Genomic DNA, 15,466 nt, shown 5'->3' with positions numbered 1-15,466 from the left:
AACATCACCAACCCGGATTTTGCACCACGCCAGACACTTGCACCACTTCCGAACTGATCGGAAAGAAATAATCCCTCGGCGCCAGGAAGCCGCGTTTCTCCCAAACCACCACCGGACCTTGGTAGTTATTATAGAACCCGTCGGCATCGGCAGCCACCACGTTCCACCCCGTCAGCGGTTCGTTCAACTCCTTCTCGGCTTCCAGCCAGCGGCGCAAATCCCAGAACCGCTGTCCCTCGAAAGCCAACTCGATGCTCGTTTCCCTACGAATGATCTGGCGCATGCCTGCCTGGGTCGTGGCAAGTGCCGGGTTCGTGGAGTGTTGGCTCCACGCCTCTTTCACGTCCGGGATGCCGGCACGGGCGCGCACCTTGTCAATTCCGGCATAGACGCGGTCGTCCGGGGTTTCGAGGTATTCGTTCCACGCCTCGGAAGCCCACAGGTAAAGCTGTGCCATCCGAATCAACGGCTTCGGCAAATCGCCTTTTCCCTCTATCTGCTTTTTATAATTATTACACAACAAATCGGTATAGATATGCTTCATCAGCCAATAGCCGCTCCGGTTCTGGTTCATGTAGGATTGCAAGGACTCGAGGTTCGTCCCGAACTCCTCGCCTTTCCGTGCCGTGATGATTTTCGGTTCTTTCATCTCGTTCGACTGGTTCACAACCGCCCCCCGCCAGTAGAGCCGGTCGGCAGCGATGCAGGCATAGAAACGGGGTTCCCGGTCCAGGTGCAACTTCAAAACGCCCGTGTTTGCCGGGATCACCCGCTCGTAGGTTGTCACGTCGGTCACCTGCCCCATCGTATAGCGCTCCTCGTATTTCCACTCCCTATCCATATCGATGGGCAAACCGTTTTTCGTGTAGTACATCTCCACCATCTTCATCGAGGGAGACATGGATCCGTCCGAGGGAGGATTGTTCAATATTGTGGCATTGCAAAAATAGGGCAACGTGTGCGCGAAGAAATAATTGGGCGATGCGATGTTTGAATAAATCGTTTTCGTCTGGAACACGATCTCCTTGCTCACGGAACCGGGTGCCTGCACGGACTGCTCGATATCCATCATCGTATTCAACAAAGAGGTTGCCTTTCCCGTGTATCCCTTGGTCAAGCCCCAACCGGCATCCTCACACACCTTGATTGCCTCATCGCAAGCCTCGGCGGCACGCCTCCACTTCTCGCGGTCGGGTGTCGCGCTAAAGAGCAGCTCGCCCTTCCGGTTGCGGAAACTCGCGTAACTCGGGTTACCGTTAAAGAGCGGGGAAGCCTGGTAAACCAGCACCTGCGCCTTCAACGCCAGCGCGGACTCCTTGTGGAAATACCCTTGGCGCATCGCTTCCTTTTCCGCCCGGAGCGGCAGCACCTCTATCGCCTCATCCAGCAGGCGCACGATCTCCTTGAAACAGGTGTCCACGTGCACGCGGGGACGCTTCATGTCATCGATGCTCTCCTCGATGCCAATCGTCTGCGGCAAGAGGATGATGGGACCGTACTTTCGCACCATCTGGAAATAGTAGAACGCCTTCACGGCTTTCACCTCCGCCGTCCACAACTCCTTCTCCTCCTGCTCCATGTTCAGCGTGTTGCCGATGTTCTCGAAGAAAGTGTTGCAATAGCGGATCGTGGCGTAATAAGATTTGTTCGTCCAAGAGTCATTGATCGGGTGCAACACCTGCTGCAAACCGTCGCCAATTTTGAACCCGTCGATCGTGCCGACCATACCTGCCACATACCGATGGACATCATTCCCCACCAATTCGTCCGCCCCGGTGTAGGCGACATTCCCGGTCAACGTGGTCAAACCGGGAATATTGCGGTAACACGTTGCCACCCAACCATCCACCTGCGAGCGTTGCTCAAAAATCGTTTCTATTGACTTCACGTCGTCTTCCGGCACGATATCCAGGTAATCGCACCCGCCCCACAAGAACGCCAAGCCACAAGCTATAATTCCAATTTTTTTCATATATCTATTTCATTCAAGTTAAAAACTAAAATTCAATCCCAAGGCAAAAGTCTTCTGGATCGGGTAGTTGAACCCGTTCTCGCCCAGTTCCACGTCCCACAACTTGAAGTTGGAGAGGATGAAGGGGTTGTTCGCCCGGAAAAACACTTTCACGTTCTGCATGCGCACTTTATTTTTCCAGCGGTCCGGCAAATTGTACGCCAGTTCCAACGCCGTGCAACGCAAGAAGTGGCACTCGCGCATGAAATAAGTACTCTTGATCACGCCCGTCTGGTACTGGTAGTAATCCTCTTCACCGTTATGAAGCGCAATGGCGTTCGCAGACAAACGGGGCCACAAGGGATGCATCTTCATGTTCTCGGGAGTCCAATGGTCGTCGGCAATCGCCTGCAACATATTCCCGCTATAGAACGGAGAGATGCTCATCGGGTTAATAAAGAACCCGCGACTACCGGAACCCTGGAAGGCGAAGTTGAACTCCCATCCCTTGTAATTGACAAAACCGTTGAACCCGTAGGTAATCCGAGGCGTTTCCGGGAAACCGATGTGCACGGCATCCTCCTGGCCGATCGTGCCATCGCCGTTCACGTCGCGGTAACGGATGTCACCGGGACCGTAGCTACCGCTCTGTTTCGGGGCGTTCGCCACCTCCGCCTCGTCGCGGAACAAACCCTGGTCGATGAATCCCACCTGCTGGCTGATCTCGTGCCCTTTCTTGCGCTGCCATTCCGGTTTGTCGGCAGCCTCTTCCAGGCTCATGTAAACCGCCTTGTTGTAGGTGAAGGTCCCGTTCAGGATAATCCACAAGTCGGGCGAGAAGGCGTGCTGGATCTTCCCGGAGAAATCGATCCCCCGGGAGCGCACCTTCCCGATATTATCCAACTGGTTCTGCTCAATCCCCACGTGGCTGGGGATCACAAGGCGATAGGAGAGGATGTTGTGGCGGATCTCCTGGTAAGCATCCAAGGTGAACTCCATGATGCCCTTGAACATCTTCGCCTCCAACCCGAAATTCACCTGCTCGGCAATTTCCCACTTGATATTCTCATCCGCGTAATTCCGTACAGTCCAAGCTTTAGCATCCTGTTGTCCCGGCTGTAAGGAGCGCACAGAAGTAGCAAGCACTTCCGGCAAATGCACGAAACGGGGCGTATTGATAATCCCGTCGTTCCCGACCTTCCCGTAAGAAGCACGGAATTTCAGGTAGGGCAACCAGTTGGCAGCACCCGCCATAAAGGGCTCGCTGGAAATCACGTACGCCACGCCGGCAGCGGGAAAGAATCCCATTTTGTGCTTCTTGGCGAAACGCTCGGAACCGTTGTACCCGAAACTCGCCTCCACGAAATAGCGGTCCTTGAACCCGTAAGTGCCCCGCATGGAAAAACCGAGATTCCGATGTTCCACTGCCTCTAGGAACTTCTGCGGTTCAGAACTCGTCGATTCCATGGCATTGAGCACCGCCGTGAGGCTGGTCTGGTGGTCGCCCCACGCTGCCGTGTGGTAGGCGCGCAACTCGTAGGTCAGACGGGTTTGCATCGCCTCCGCTTTCTCGTCAGACAAATCGATTGTGCGATCCCCACTGGCAGCATTCAAGGCAAAGAGTTTATGGCCTCCCGTGGACTCGTCAAAGGATTGCAAACGATAGAAGAACGGTTTCGTGGTAAAATTCAATGCGTAATAGCCCGTCTGGCTCAACGCTACCCGTCCGCGCAACTCCAATCCCTTCACCAGGGAAGAGAGATTGTGGATGTATTCCAACTGGTTGGTGACGCTGTAGCGGTTTCGTTCCAAGTATCCCGCGTGAATCATGGCATAGGGATTAATTTGCATATCAGATTCCCGGTACGCCCCGAAGCGAATATGATTCCAGTTATATTCCAAATCGGCGGGGTACGTAGGAGCGTATGACACGGGGTCGGCTTTCATCACCAACTTGTAAGCCTGTTGCACGCTTGCCGACGGACCGTGGTATTTATCCCAGTTGGTCTGGCTATTGTAGAGCAACTTGATGTTGCGGTGCAGGTTCACGTTCAGGTTCACGCGGAACGAAAGGGTGCCGTTCTTGATGTTCACGTCGAAGTCATTGAGGCGGTCGGTTTTCAACATACCCATGTCCCGGTTGTAGTTGACCGAAGCGTAGTATTGCATCACCTTGGAACCGCCCCGGATGTTCACCCCGAAACGGTGGTTGATGCTGTAATCCTCGAAGAGGATGTCGTTCCAATCATTGGCGGGATACGCCCACGACGGGAAACTCTTGTTCTGCCGGCGGCTGATATCCAAGGCGGAGTAACGCGGCGCGGCGAGCGGGTCGCGCGCCATCAGCGCCTCGTTGTACATACGCATGTAGGTCACCGGATCCACCACGTCGAGTTCCTTCGTCGGCATGGAAGCCACCGCCTCGTAACGGACGGAGGTGTAGACGCTACCTTCCTCCCCTTTCTTGGTAGTCACGAGGATGACGCCGTTTGCCCCGCGGGCACCGTACATCGCCGTGGCGGAAGCATCTTTCATCACGGAAAAACTCTCGATGTCCTCCGGCACGATACGCGCCAAATCCAGCTTGGAGGACTCGACGCCATCGATCAGGATCAACGGGTCGATGTTCGCCCCGGTCTGGAACGAGGTAATACCCCGGATGTAGAACTTCGTGTTCATCTCCTCCTCGGTCAACGCACCGGGAAGACCACCCGTCTGCCACCCCACGATACCGGCGATCTTACCGGCAAAGCTAGTGGTCAGGTCACTGCTCGACGACTTCAAGTCCATCGGGCGCACCGTGGTAATCGCCGACACGACGCTCTCCTTCTTCTGCTGCCCGAAAGCCACGACCACCGTTTCGTCCAACTCCTGCACGTCCTCCTCCATCGTGACGCGCAACGTGTCTTTCGCCATCTTCTCGGTAAAGTCCAGCGTCTTCTTCTTAAACCCAATAAACGTGAACTCCAACGTTCCGCTTGTCATGGGCAAATCCAGGGCGAACCATCCTTGGGCATTCGTCGACGTCCCGATGGTCAGCCCGGAAACTTTCACCGTCACCCCCGGCATGGATTGCTTCTGCTTGTCGAAAACGTACCCTTTCACCCGCACGGATTTCGGTTTCTCGTCGTCGACCTTCTCCCGGATCACCACAACGTTCCGGTCAAAAGTAAATGCCAATCCCAACCCGGGCAACAACTCTTCCAACACCTTCCCGAGTTCCCGTTTTTCGGCTTTCACGCTGACCATCCCTTTCGTCTGCATCAAAGCGTAATTGTAGAAGAAATCACACTTCGACTGCTTCCCCAGTTCTTCCAACACCGTGGTTAATGCCACGTTTCGCATATCCACCGTCACTCTCGCATTTTGCGACAGCACACTGGCGCTCACTGACATACACACACCAAATAGTAAAACACTCAATAATTTCATAAACATTAACATTTTTCGCCATGACTTCCCATGGCATCGCCAAGCGCAATTTCGCCTTTTTTTCATAGTTTTGTATTTATAATTGTACATGATATACTTCCCTATCGGTGCAAATGAATCGGAAAGTATACTTGATTAACGGCAGGTTGAAGATTGCTCAGGTCTTCAATCTGTTTTTCTTTGCACGGTTATCGTGTTTCCTTTTATTATAAATTCGACATCTTGAGTTTCCTCCATTTTCTTGAGCAGGTAACTAATATCATCGTAACGCTTCAAACGTCCCCCGAATTCCATGCGTTTCAAATCTTGGTTATGGTAAAAGACATTCAAATCATACCACCGGGAAAGCACCTCCATGATATTCTCCAGCGGTTCCCGCTTGAAATAATAATACCCGTCTTTCCACGAAGTGTACACCTCGGTATCCACCGCACTCACCTCCGCCTTCCCGTTCTGCTTGTCATACACGAGTTGCATCCCAGGTCGTATCACTTGCTGTCCCGCTTTATAATTCACTTGCACGCTTCCTTCCACCAGCGTCGCGGCAACGGTTTCCCTCTCCGGGTAAGCGTTCACGTTGAACGCCGTCCCCAACACCCGCACGTCAATCTCGCCCGCCTTCACGACAAACGGTCGGGCGGTATCTTTTGCCACCTCGAAATATCCTTCCCCGGTTAAAACGACTTCCCGCCGTTCCCCCGTGAACCGAACAGGATAACGTAACGAGGATCCCGCGTTCAAATAGACCTTGGAACCGTCCGCCAACTGCAAATTATATTCCCCGCCCCGGGGTACCCGAATCGTGTGGTACTCCATCTGCTCGTTCTTCTCTTCCGCACCATAAATTAGCGTACTCTCGTCGCTCATCACTCGCAGGTTCAAGCTATCGGCAGCAAGCACCACTTGGGTGGTGGAATCCAAATGAACCACCTCTCCCCTCGGCAAAACTAACTCCGCCCGCACACTCCCGGGCATGATCCTCGCGGTAACCACCCGTGCTGAAGTTCCCGTTTGCCGTTCTCCCGCAAGCATAAAATAAGCCGCTATCCCCACGAACAAGGCTATACCTGCCGCCACTGACAATTGCCGCATCAACCGGACCCTCCCCCGTCGTTTTCTCACGACCTGCTCCACTTGTTCAAAGACGATCTCGTTCTTCCGCCGATGATGCAATTTCGCACCAGAGGAGGCTATTTCCCGCATCTCCCGCTCAAAACGGGAATTTCGCCCGGAAACCTCTTTCCAGTTTTCCAAGATTTGCCGATCCTCCGCGGAAATACGCTCCCCCGCAACAAGGTCTGCCAAAATCCGATCTATTTCATTTTCTTTCATACTCATTATTATGGGTCGTTTACTCATATATCACCACACTTTTCATTTAGGGTGAAAAGAAAATGAATTTTTTTTGCCTTGCCGCAAAAAAATTAAAACACGTCCTCCACGAAGAAAAGCAAAATGGAAGAAAAAGAATCCTTATTCAAATGTTCCCGCAAAAACCGGAGGGCTATCTTCATTTGAGTTTTCACGGTATTCACACTGATCTGCAAGGCGTCGGCGATCTCTTGATATTTCATATCGTCAAGAGCTGCCATCAAAAATATTTTCCGGCACTCGTCCGGCAAGCGATTTATCATACGATATAGCAACTCAATCTCTTGTCCCGCTTCCTCCTCCCGGAGAATACCGGGCAAAATACAATCATCAACGGAAGAATCGTCGTGCATTTTATCCCGGCGATGTTTATCCCGGATATAATTAATCGTTCGAAACCTCACAGCCTGAAACATAAACCGGTCCAAATCCCCCTCAAAACTTTGCAATCGCCGGGAGAACCACAGGTGCACGAAACATTCTTGCACGATGTCTTCCGCACCATCCGCATCATGCACCATCCGGTTGCAATACAATAAAAGAGGGTCGTAATAAACATCAAAAAGCAACTGCATCGCCACCTTCTCGTTCTGTTTATACAATGACAATATTTTTTCACTACCCACCATGCCAGTTCATGTTTAGTGCAAAATTAGCATATATTTTTATATTTCATTCAATATTGCCAGTATATCTAATGGAGATTCCGCGACATGGCAAGCCCCGTTTGCCAACAACTCTTCCCGATCCCGAAAGCCCCAAGTCACACCGACGGAAGTCACCCCGCTATTCACGGCGGTCTGCATATCCACACCGGAATCTCCCACGTAAAGCACTTCCTCTTTTCGGACACCTGCCGCTTTTATAATATCATAGACAATCGTCGGATCAGGCTTTATAGGTATTCCCTCCCGTTGCCCGAATACAAAATCAAAAAGTCCTTCGCCAAAATATGCGGGGATAAGGGCTACGGTTGCTTCATGGTATTTATTGGATGCCACGGCTAATAAAATACCTTGCCGCTTCAATTCCCCCAGCAACTCGGGGATCCCGGCATAAGGAGCCGTGAAATCCGCTTTTAAAATCGTAAATCACTGTATCACTAAATTTCACACTCCCCAGTATCGTGATGCGCCTTCTTCCCAGATCGTGTAATACCCTCGTGGCCCGATATACCTTCCTTTCGAGATCGCCCGGTAGCCCTCGACCCATATTTTCAGACTCGAGTCTCGCATCACCTTCATTGCGGCCTTGCCGTCGGGTTGTTTGCCTTTCAAGTGCGAGATGTATATAAACAGTTTGCCCGGGTTATCCCTTCTTAATTTTAAATACTGTTTAAACCTTACTTCCTCCCCGAAGTACTGTATCGTGTCGATCACGAACACGTCCGCACTTTTCGGTTTGGCTACTCTCTCCGCGAAATCATCGAATTCGATCGGCTCCATGATCCTGATTTTTCGCTTCACGCTTCTCCATTCCGCCCTGAGTGCCGCTTGCTGCATCGTGTCCTCGGCTCCCTCCTCGAGGGAAACGTACTCGATGTTTAACCCTAACTCGGCAAGATAACGAGTTAATTGTTGCACGAAGCTGGATTTCCCGTTAGTGGAGGCACCGTACACGAACCATGATCCGCCCAGGACGGGATCACCGAAAGCCTCGTGCCATTCCCCCGTGAAACCAAGTTTCCGGTATTTCTTTTTTAGAAGGTTATCTATTGATATAGCCTGACTCATGTCACTTGCCGCTTGTCTTGTTTAACAATTTTTCCCGGGTGATTAACCGTCTCAGGCGACGGAAATCCTCGCAATGCAATACCTTCACCTCCCGTTCCCCTTGAGTGGTCCGTACCCTAACGAATTTCTCCACTTTTTCGATCTCGCTCCATACCGTCAATTTACTCGTTTCGCTGGTAACACCGTTTGCCTCACAAATAGTGTAAACGTCCTTTTCCGTCGCCCCGTCAAGGGTTATGTAACTTCTTCCCAAGCGACTATCAATTTCGTCATAACCTTTTAATCTCTTGCGGACCCCGGCCTTGATTTCTTTTTGCAAATTTTCTGTCCCGGCAAGCACGCAACCAAGGTGTTCTTCTGTCCGGTTATAAATCGGGATTAGTTGCCTTAACGCGGAGGGTTTTAGTTTGTCTGCCTCGTCAATCACCAGTATCGGATGACCGTCCATCTCGTTCAACAAGGCAATAACCTTGTCAAGCAGTTCGTTATTCGTCATGTACCCTTTCAACGGGGTGCTTGTTAATTTCCCGTGCAAGCGTTCCAGGAACTGGTGTGCTGCCCATTCTTCCGCCTGGATCAACACGATCGACCCGCTCAAGTCCGTGTTGAATATATGCTCGAGGCTGCGTGTTTTGCCGCTACCGGCGTTACTGCTTATCGCCATCCACATACTTATTTCTTTGCACTGGTCAAAAACGAATTTTACCGTCTTGAAATTTTTTACATTTTCTACCGTTACCCAATCACTCTCCTTGTACCCAAGCGCCTTCGCTATCTTTTTGTCCAAGGAGGCCGTGTCAGCCCCGTATTTGCCACCGAGCCACAAGCTCAACGCTGCCGTGCTGATTCCGCATCTATCGGCGACCCTCGCTTGGCTTCCTAACCGGGTGATCCAGTCGTGCGCGTGTTTCATTAACCCGTTCCTGTTCATGATGTATCGTTTAAAGTTTGTTTAAAATTTTCTCAGTAAATCTCGCTCGTCGAACACTTCCTCGTAATCGACTTCCTCGTGACAGCTCTTCTCGACCTGTTTCGTCGTCCTCCCGGCCAACCGGTTGCGCTCGTCCTTGTGCTGCCCCCGGCTATCACAGAGAACAAGTTTCGCCAGCGTATCGTTCAGTTCTGCCCGTTCCTCGAACAATTCCCGGACAACCTCTCCCGAGCGGGCACGCTTCTCCTTGATCATCTTCTCTCTCCGGTCGTTGTAGTCTTGAACCCTCCGCAACTCGTCGAAATCCCCGGGTTCCCGTTCTTTCAACGCCATGGGCTGCACGTGTTTCCGCTCGAGCATGAACCGCCGGGTTCCCTCTTCCGGCTTGCCGGGGGTACCGAGATTCTCGATCGCCACCGCCACGCTCAAGTCTTCCGGGTCGTACTTCACGATCCAGTTCAGGTGTCCCCAGTTCCGGAACGACGGGTCGAAACTATCGTACCAAACCTTCTCGCCGAGAATGGTCGAGCCAACGCCGCCTCCCTCGAGGCTGTTGCCGTACCCGGTCGTCTCCCCGAATAACACCAGGTACTCCTCGTCGCTCATCTCCAGCCTATCCTCGACGGCCATTTTTCCCCACGCTTGACGGTATTTCTCGATACTCTCGGAACGGAGTACCCGGATGATTCCCTCTACTTGTCCAACCACGCCATCCCAGCCAGGGAACTTGTGACGGTTCTGGTTTAACCATTCATCGTTTGGTTGATTCTCTTTCCTGCTCGTTACCCCGTAACCACTCCAGTTGGGTAACAGGTGACAATACTTGCTATTCACTTTCTTGAAGTAAGGCTCGACGACTTTCGCTTTGGCGTTCTTCACCCGGGCGGGCGTGTACACTCTCGTGCAGGCCTCGTAGAACGAGAGGAGTGTCTTTTTACCGTAATTATCCGTCTGTAGCTGCCACGGCTTGTAATAATGCCCGAATAATTCTTTCACGTGCTTGAACGCGTTCCGGAATGCCTCCCGGATCAGTTCTGGGGTCTCGTGTGTCCCGATAGCGTAACCAACGGGATATCTCGTGCAAGGGTCAAGTAACATGACCACGGTCGGGCGGTTGCTGTATGTCACCACGGAATATTTTTTGCCGTTCTTTTCTCGTTCCTCTCTTTGCTGGTAAAGAAGTTCCACGTCCCAGCCGTCCACCGTCCAGTAGTACAAGGGGAATCTCGGGGCCCGGCGTTTCACTTGCATGGCCTTGTTGTTCCGGTGAGCCACCACGCCGTGTCGCCCGACGTACTGCACGTCCATGTTGCGGAGTTTCCAGTTCGCCACGGTTCCCGCCAAGATAGTGTTCCACCCGAGTTTCGAGGCCACCGTGTTATACAACATCGCGATCATCTCGTTGTCCAGGTTCCGCCCGTCACTGGCGAGTTCCTGCAACATGGCGTTCTGTTCCTCTTCTTTTAATTTCGAGGCGTTCAAGTTCCCCTCGTTGGCGTGGATGAGAAATCCCGGTACCCGTTCGCCCTGTAGCTTTCAAGCCGATCCCGTAAGCGGCGATAGTTCTCCGGCAACGTGTGACGGTACCTGTCATACTTTTTCAACTCTTTTACTGATTTCGCCATATCTCTCCACGCTTCCGACGGCGACCTGAAATTCCCGAGGGCCTTGTGCAACGTGAGCCCATCCGTCATGATCTCGTTCAGCGCGTTAAGGATCGACACGTTCATTGTCAGGGTCCTGATTTGTTCCGGTTTCAGGTGATCCCCGTTTGGCTTCTGCCACCCGGAGAAAAAAGCCTCCGCCTTGACGTCCGTGATCACGAGGTCTTTCAGGCACGACGTCTTCGCCATCTTCTCTGGATCACCGTACTTGGCGACAAAGGCCTCCCGGTATTTCAACGGCAAACTCCTGAACGAGATCAACGCCGGATGTCCGTAACAAGCACGCCGAAGTACTGAGATGTCACCCCTGGTTGTCAGGTTGCGATAAGTGAAAACACTCATCACCGGTCTATCTTCCACTTTTTCCGCTTCCGGGTCCCCGTCTGTCAGCTCCTTGTATGTCACGCAAGCCAATCCATTGTACCATTCCATAATTTTATTCTTTTTTTCTTGGTTCCCGCCGGGGAGTCGAACCCCGGGCTATGCCGTTCGGGAAAAATGCTTGATTTTGTTCCCACGCCACTATCGCTGTGAACAACACCATTCTGTTCGTGGGAAAATCGTTATATTTGTAGCCTCGAAACAATTAAATATCACGATTATGAAAAAAAACTTTCGTATAAATGTACTTGTATCGTACACTGAACACGTAAATATCAACCAGTATCGTCAACCTATTCTTAATATCCTTACAAATCTTGCTTGGCTGTATCGCCTTGAGTATGCCATCTCTACTAGTCATAATTTTGGATTAGATAAAGGTGATGCAGATTTAATCTATTTTCGTTCTACCAAGGAGACAAAAATCTCTAAGAAAGAACTTGATACGCTCATTTATGACGTATTCCGCAACGGGCTTTCATTTTTTTATGAAGGAGTCGAAGTTGGTCGTCAACTTTATAAGCTTTTACCTCAATACCCTTTTCCTGATGAGTATTGCAAACCTCTAAATTATCCTTACACGGAAGTCCATAACGGAAAAAAAGTAACTCTTTGTGTTGCCGTGGAAGCTCTTCAAAATTTACTAAATGAAGAGGACTTGCAAGATACAGATGTGTCGTCATTATAATACTGTACATTTTTTTGTTTCTCATGTCAATTCTCTTTTCACTCGTTATTATTTTCAACCTCCGTCCCGTATTTCTCCAGGCAATAAGCCTTCACCCGGTTGGACACTGGACCTTTCATCCCTTTTCTTAAGGCGTTGTAAACCGTTTTCCGGCCACAGCCGCAAACCTTGGCGATATCATCGATCGCCCCGGGCGGCAATAATGCCGGCATCACTTTTCTTGTCGTGCGAATAATCACTTTTGCCATTCTGCTATTATTAAATTTATCATTACCTTTACTGCCGTTACACATCCGTGTAATATGATGCAATATTACTAAGATTATCGCAACAAACAAACATTTTACTATGATTTTAGCAACAACAAAGCAAAGAATTTTGTATTTTATTGAAAAAAAGAATATTACCAAGTCAGTTTTTTACGAAAAAACTGATATTAAAAGAGGTTTACTTGATAAAGACAAGCTTGATGCTACTGTTTCAGATGTATATATTGCTAAAATCTTAGCATCATTCCCGGACTTAAATATAGAATGGCTCATTACAGGTCAAGGTGAAATGTTGAAACAGCCAGACGCTCCAACCACCCATGACACTTTACAAACGACTGATCCCATTGTATCCTATTTGGAGCGTGTCATCAAGGAAAAAGACTATAAGATAGAGCAACAAGCGCAGGAGATCGGACGCTTGAGGGAGATCAATGAAAATTTAGAGGTAGACAACCAAGAATTAAGAAAGGTTATCGTTCAGTTAAGAAGTGCCGAGGATGTCTCGGGTGTCGTTGCCGCTTCTTGATCGGTTGGGCATTTCTTTGGCCACATGGGTGACCAGGCAAGTGGCTTGTATAGGGTTATTGCGCCTTTTTACTATTACCTTTTCTGTGTTTTTGGTTGTAGTTTACTGAATTACAAGCGATTCAAATTAAATCTGTTTATGTTAATCAAAATATTTTGTACCCCCTTATTTTGCAATGCAAACGTTTTAAATGTATATTTTTTATAGAATATGTATCCGTATTTGCCCTCTCAAAAATATGCTTTTTGAATATCCAACTGAATATCCAAGTGTTAAAAAACACCTTTTTCACACTCTTTTGAGGGAAGCATCGTCTCTCAGAATCCTCCCGAAACTACCCTCTATAAACAACAAAAAAGACCCCGTTTCTGGAGTCTTTTTGTCTATTCCCAATCCTTTTGTCAATTCCCCCTCAATATCGCCTAAAACCACGTTATTCAAGCCTTTCCCGACCGATCTTCCCTCACAAATATAACCAAAGTAACATTTTCCCCTCCTTCTTATACCTATTGTTAACTTTTTCCCTTATTTTTGATGAGAAGTAGCTCAATAAGTAAACCTGAATTATACTTTTTGCACAATTTATTTTTCTGCATCATTATTGTATTTGCCTGTATATTAACAACATATAAGATTATCATTTACACATTTTGTTTTTACCCCCCTACCTCTACTCACTTTCTTTGTCAAAATCATATTTCCTTAGATTCTGCATTACCTTGACAATCTCGGAATATTTATAAAAAATTTTACCACCCAACTTCAAAAAAGGCAATCGCCCGGAACGCCTGTATCGTTCCAATGTTTTTTTATCCACATTCAGCAATTGACATAAATCCTGATTATCTAACAAGCGTTCACCATCCACACCAAATTCCCTTTTTTCAAGAGAATTAAGCCTTGCATCTATCCTTTCTAACAGGCTAAAGCATTTATCAAAAGCCTTTAGCATTAAATGCTCGTCAATATCCATAGACTTACTTTTTCTTGTTTCGTTTACGCTGTTCAAGATACGCCTTATGCCCCTTGCACAAATCTGCAAAGCGATTAATGTCGCATTTTATAGTCCCCGTTTCAATTAACCGCCGCACCTCTTTCATCTGTATTAACACCTTACCCCTTACCAAAGAATAGGTTAACAGATTTTCGTATCTAATACGTTGAAGGGTACGGCGGCTAATCTTCAAATAAGTACAAACATCATATTCATCTACCCAATCCTCCTCCCCTTGCTTGTCTTCTTTATTAAGCACGTAGTTTGAAATTGTATCCAAACTCTTTTTCAATTCGCGATAAACCTCAGAATCAAATGTTATTATTTCCATAAAGTCATTTTTTATTTTCGCGAATATGTAATTACGTAATTTTCAGAATGCCACGGTAGGGGAAATCAGGGGTAGTTATTTATACTATATTAACTATTTTCGTCCTCTTCCATACGCTTTAAAAGCCCATCCACAAGATCACCAAGAAAACCCGCACGATTCTTTACCGGACGTTCTTTTAACTCTTTATAGATCCCATAATAATCACCCAAATCCACGTTGAAATTCAACTGAAAAAAATCGGCTAAATCTTTTATCGTTGCTTCTCCAAAACACTCTTTCGTGACGAGCGCATAGATCAATTCGACTAACCCCCGCTTTGTCCCGTGCCACACTAATTTGGAAGATTTGCTAAATGGCTTATCCAAAAGCAATATTTCAGAGTTTAGATATTCCAAAAGCATCTGGTAAGCTAAAATTCGAGATACTTTATTATCCCAAAGTGTCATGAAAGAATCATCCAAATTATCACGATTTACACACGAAAATTCTAAAACATTTTTTCGAGTAAATAATGCTTCATCCAAGAATGTAGAACCAAGCTGCAAATATTTATACGTGTAAATATTCTCTTCCAAATATCCCGTTAAACGCTCCACTTGTTCAATCAAATAAGCACGTACAAATTCCTTATTTGCGTATAAAATACGCTTTGATTCGATCTCCTTTATTTCCATGTAGTAGATCAATTTACTATGCAATAACGGCTTTAACTCTTTGAAGAACACTATCTCTTCGTTTATATCTGCAAAACCATTCGTTAGTACGTAATCTTTTACTTGTTTCACCACACCATAAATAACTTGCATAGCCATAACCGACATATTTAAGGCGTCATTTCCTTTAAGCGAATGAATAATTGTTTCCAATTCGCTCATAAGCATCATAAAATACTTTTTCATACACGATAGTTTAATAGCGGCTATGAAACTATTAAGTGTAAAATATACAAATAAAAAACAAATAATACACTGAAATACATAAGAAAATAGCCCACTATCGCCTATATTGAAAATAAAATTAGTATCTTTGTTACGAGAAAATTAAAAGGCTTTTTTTTGAGCCAAAAGCAGTTACTTAAAAGTAACCTAGATTAGTTTTTCAAGAGTTCTTTCGAAGTAAAGAATTGGATATTAAAGAATTAAAAGATACAGGTTCGGGTACCTCAGCGCCCACTAAGAGACTCATAATG

15 protein-coding genes are annotated in these 15,466 nt (G+C 48.1%); 2 read left to right on the top strand and 13 right to left on the bottom strand.

All coding sequences use genetic code 11. The annotated features are described in order from the left end of the window. Positions 1–4: 4 nt before the first annotated feature. From DWW52_RS18800 to DWW52_RS18760, 9 genes are all read right to left on the bottom strand, one after another. Complete coding sequence (locus DWW52_RS18800; RefSeq protein WP_118717262.1) at positions 5–1,972, bottom strand: RagB/SusD family nutrient uptake outer membrane protein; 1,968 nt, start codon at positions 1,970–1,972, stop codon at positions 5–7. A gap of 18 nt (positions 1,973–1,990) precedes the next feature. Continuing rightward, positions 1,991–5,389 carry a SusC/RagA family TonB-linked outer membrane protein gene (locus DWW52_RS18795; protein ID WP_370449536.1) on the bottom strand — a complete coding sequence of 1,133 codons (3,399 nt, stop codon included), beginning with the start codon at positions 5,387–5,389 and terminating at the stop codon, positions 1,991–1,993. Between the two features lie 159 nt (positions 5,390–5,548). Then, positions 5,549–6,715, bottom strand: coding sequence for a FecR family protein (locus DWW52_RS18790; protein WP_158582668.1), 1,167 nt, complete (start codon positions 6,713–6,715; stop codon positions 5,549–5,551). Between the two features lie 92 nt (positions 6,716–6,807). Next, positions 6,808–7,383, bottom strand: a complete 576-nt coding sequence (locus tag DWW52_RS18785) for an RNA polymerase sigma-70 factor (protein WP_118261380.1) — start codon at positions 7,381–7,383, stop codon at positions 6,808–6,810. A 36-nt stretch (positions 7,384–7,419) separates the two neighbouring features. Continuing rightward, positions 7,420–7,839: an HAD family hydrolase gene (locus tag DWW52_RS18780; protein WP_255419011.1), complete on the bottom strand. Its 420-nt coding sequence runs from the start codon at positions 7,837–7,839 to the stop codon at positions 7,420–7,422. 24 nt (positions 7,840–7,863) lie between these two features. Beyond that, complete coding sequence (locus DWW52_RS18775; protein WP_118717256.1) at positions 7,864–8,487, bottom strand: ATP-binding protein; 624 nt, start codon at positions 8,485–8,487, stop codon at positions 7,864–7,866. A gap of 1 nt (position 8,488) precedes the next feature. Further along, on the bottom strand, positions 8,489–9,418 hold the full coding sequence (locus tag DWW52_RS18770; protein ID WP_118261381.1) for an AAA family ATPase: 930 nt from the start codon (positions 9,416–9,418) through the stop codon (positions 8,489–8,491). A gap of 21 nt (positions 9,419–9,439) precedes the next feature. Next, positions 9,440–10,900 carry a hypothetical protein gene (locus tag DWW52_RS18765; RefSeq protein WP_118310437.1) on the bottom strand — a complete coding sequence of 487 codons (1,461 nt, stop codon included), beginning with the start codon at positions 10,898–10,900 and terminating at the stop codon, positions 9,440–9,442. Continuing rightward, the gene (locus tag DWW52_RS18760; protein ID WP_118261383.1) at positions 10,897–11,514 is read right to left on the bottom strand and encodes a hypothetical protein; all 618 of its coding nucleotides are present in this window, start codon (positions 11,512–11,514) and stop codon (positions 10,897–10,899) included. Before DWW52_RS18760 ends, DWW52_RS18765 begins: the two co-directional genes overlap by 4 nt. A gap of 169 nt (positions 11,515–11,683) precedes the next feature. On the opposite strand from DWW52_RS18760, the gene DWW52_RS18755 reads away from it, so the two are divergent. Then, positions 11,684–12,151: a hypothetical protein gene (locus DWW52_RS18755; RefSeq protein WP_117775548.1), complete on the top strand. Its 468-nt coding sequence runs from the start codon at positions 11,684–11,686 to the stop codon at positions 12,149–12,151. Between the two features lie 38 nt (positions 12,152–12,189). Here DWW52_RS18755 and DWW52_RS18750 read toward each other — a convergent pair whose 3' ends face one another. After that, positions 12,190–12,399: a hypothetical protein gene (locus DWW52_RS18750; protein WP_117775549.1), complete on the bottom strand. Its 210-nt coding sequence runs from the start codon at positions 12,397–12,399 to the stop codon at positions 12,190–12,192. A gap of 100 nt (positions 12,400–12,499) precedes the next feature. Here DWW52_RS18750 and DWW52_RS18745 point away from each other — a divergent pair, with 100 nt between their 5' ends. After that, the gene (locus tag DWW52_RS18745) at positions 12,500–12,949 is read left to right on the top strand and encodes a hypothetical protein (RefSeq protein ID WP_117775550.1); all 450 of its coding nucleotides are present in this window, start codon (positions 12,500–12,502) and stop codon (positions 12,947–12,949) included. A gap of 670 nt (positions 12,950–13,619) precedes the next feature. Here DWW52_RS18745 and DWW52_RS18740 read toward each other — a convergent pair. The 3 genes from DWW52_RS18740 to DWW52_RS18730 form a co-directional block, all read right to left on the bottom strand. Next, positions 13,620–13,922 (bottom strand): helix-turn-helix domain-containing protein, encoded by a 303-nt coding sequence (locus tag DWW52_RS18740; protein WP_117775551.1) that lies wholly within the window; start codon positions 13,920–13,922, stop codon positions 13,620–13,622. A 4-nt stretch (positions 13,923–13,926) separates the two neighbouring features. Then, positions 13,927–14,274 (bottom strand): helix-turn-helix domain-containing protein, encoded by a 348-nt coding sequence (locus tag DWW52_RS18735; protein WP_018339453.1) that lies wholly within the window; start codon positions 14,272–14,274, stop codon positions 13,927–13,929. Between the two features lie 89 nt (positions 14,275–14,363). Beyond that, on the bottom strand, positions 14,364–15,176 hold the full coding sequence (locus tag DWW52_RS18730; RefSeq protein ID WP_118717254.1) for an RteC domain-containing protein: 813 nt from the start codon (positions 15,174–15,176) through the stop codon (positions 14,364–14,366). Between the last annotated feature and the right edge of the window lie 290 nt (positions 15,177–15,466).

Origin of the sequence: Odoribacter sp. AF15-53 (assembly GCF_003479425.1) — a bacterium.
Taxonomy (GTDB): domain Bacteria; phylum Bacteroidota; class Bacteroidia; order Bacteroidales; family Marinifilaceae; genus Butyricimonas.
The sequence above is the reverse complement of the archived record's forward strand: the minus strand, read 5'-3'. Positions and strand labels throughout refer to the sequence as shown.

Excerpts from the sequence above, each read along its gene's own strand:
- DWW52_RS18800 (WP_118717262.1), bottom strand. The coding sequence starts at position 1,972 with ATGAAAAAAATTGGAATTATAGCTTGTGGCTTGGCGTTCTTGTGGGGC.
- DWW52_RS18795 (WP_370449536.1), bottom strand. The coding sequence starts at position 5,389 with ATGTTTATGAAATTATTGAGTGTTTTACTATTTGGTGTGTGTATGTCA.
- DWW52_RS18790 (WP_158582668.1), bottom strand. The coding sequence starts at position 6,715 with ATGAAAGAAAATGAAATAGATCGGATTTTGGCAGACCTTGTTGCGGGG.
- DWW52_RS18785 (WP_118261380.1), bottom strand. The coding sequence starts at position 7,383 with ATGGTGGGTAGTGAAAAAATATTGTCATTGTATAAACAGAACGAGAAG.
- DWW52_RS18775 (WP_118717256.1), bottom strand. The coding sequence starts at position 8,487 with ATGAGTCAGGCTATATCAATAGATAACCTTCTAAAAAAGAAATACCGG.
- DWW52_RS18770 (WP_118261381.1), bottom strand. The coding sequence starts at position 9,418 with ATGAACAGGAACGGGTTAATGAAACACGCGCACGACTGGATCACCCGG.
- DWW52_RS18760 (WP_118261383.1), bottom strand. The coding sequence starts at position 11,514 with ATGGAATGGTACAATGGATTGGCTTGCGTGACATACAAGGAGCTGACA.
- DWW52_RS18755 (WP_117775548.1), top strand. The coding sequence starts at position 11,684 with ATGAAAAAAAACTTTCGTATAAATGTACTTGTATCGTACACTGAACAC.
- DWW52_RS18750 (WP_117775549.1), bottom strand. The coding sequence starts at position 12,399 with ATGGCAAAAGTGATTATTCGCACGACAAGAAAAGTGATGCCGGCATTA.
- DWW52_RS18745 (WP_117775550.1), top strand. The coding sequence starts at position 12,500 with ATGATTTTAGCAACAACAAAGCAAAGAATTTTGTATTTTATTGAAAAA.
- DWW52_RS18740 (WP_117775551.1), bottom strand. The coding sequence starts at position 13,922 with ATGGATATTGACGAGCATTTAATGCTAAAGGCTTTTGATAAATGCTTT.
- DWW52_RS18735 (WP_018339453.1), bottom strand. The coding sequence starts at position 14,274 with ATGGAAATAATAACATTTGATTCTGAGGTTTATCGCGAATTGAAAAAG.
- DWW52_RS18730 (WP_118717254.1), bottom strand. The coding sequence starts at position 15,176 with ATGAAAAAGTATTTTATGATGCTTATGAGCGAATTGGAAACAATTATT.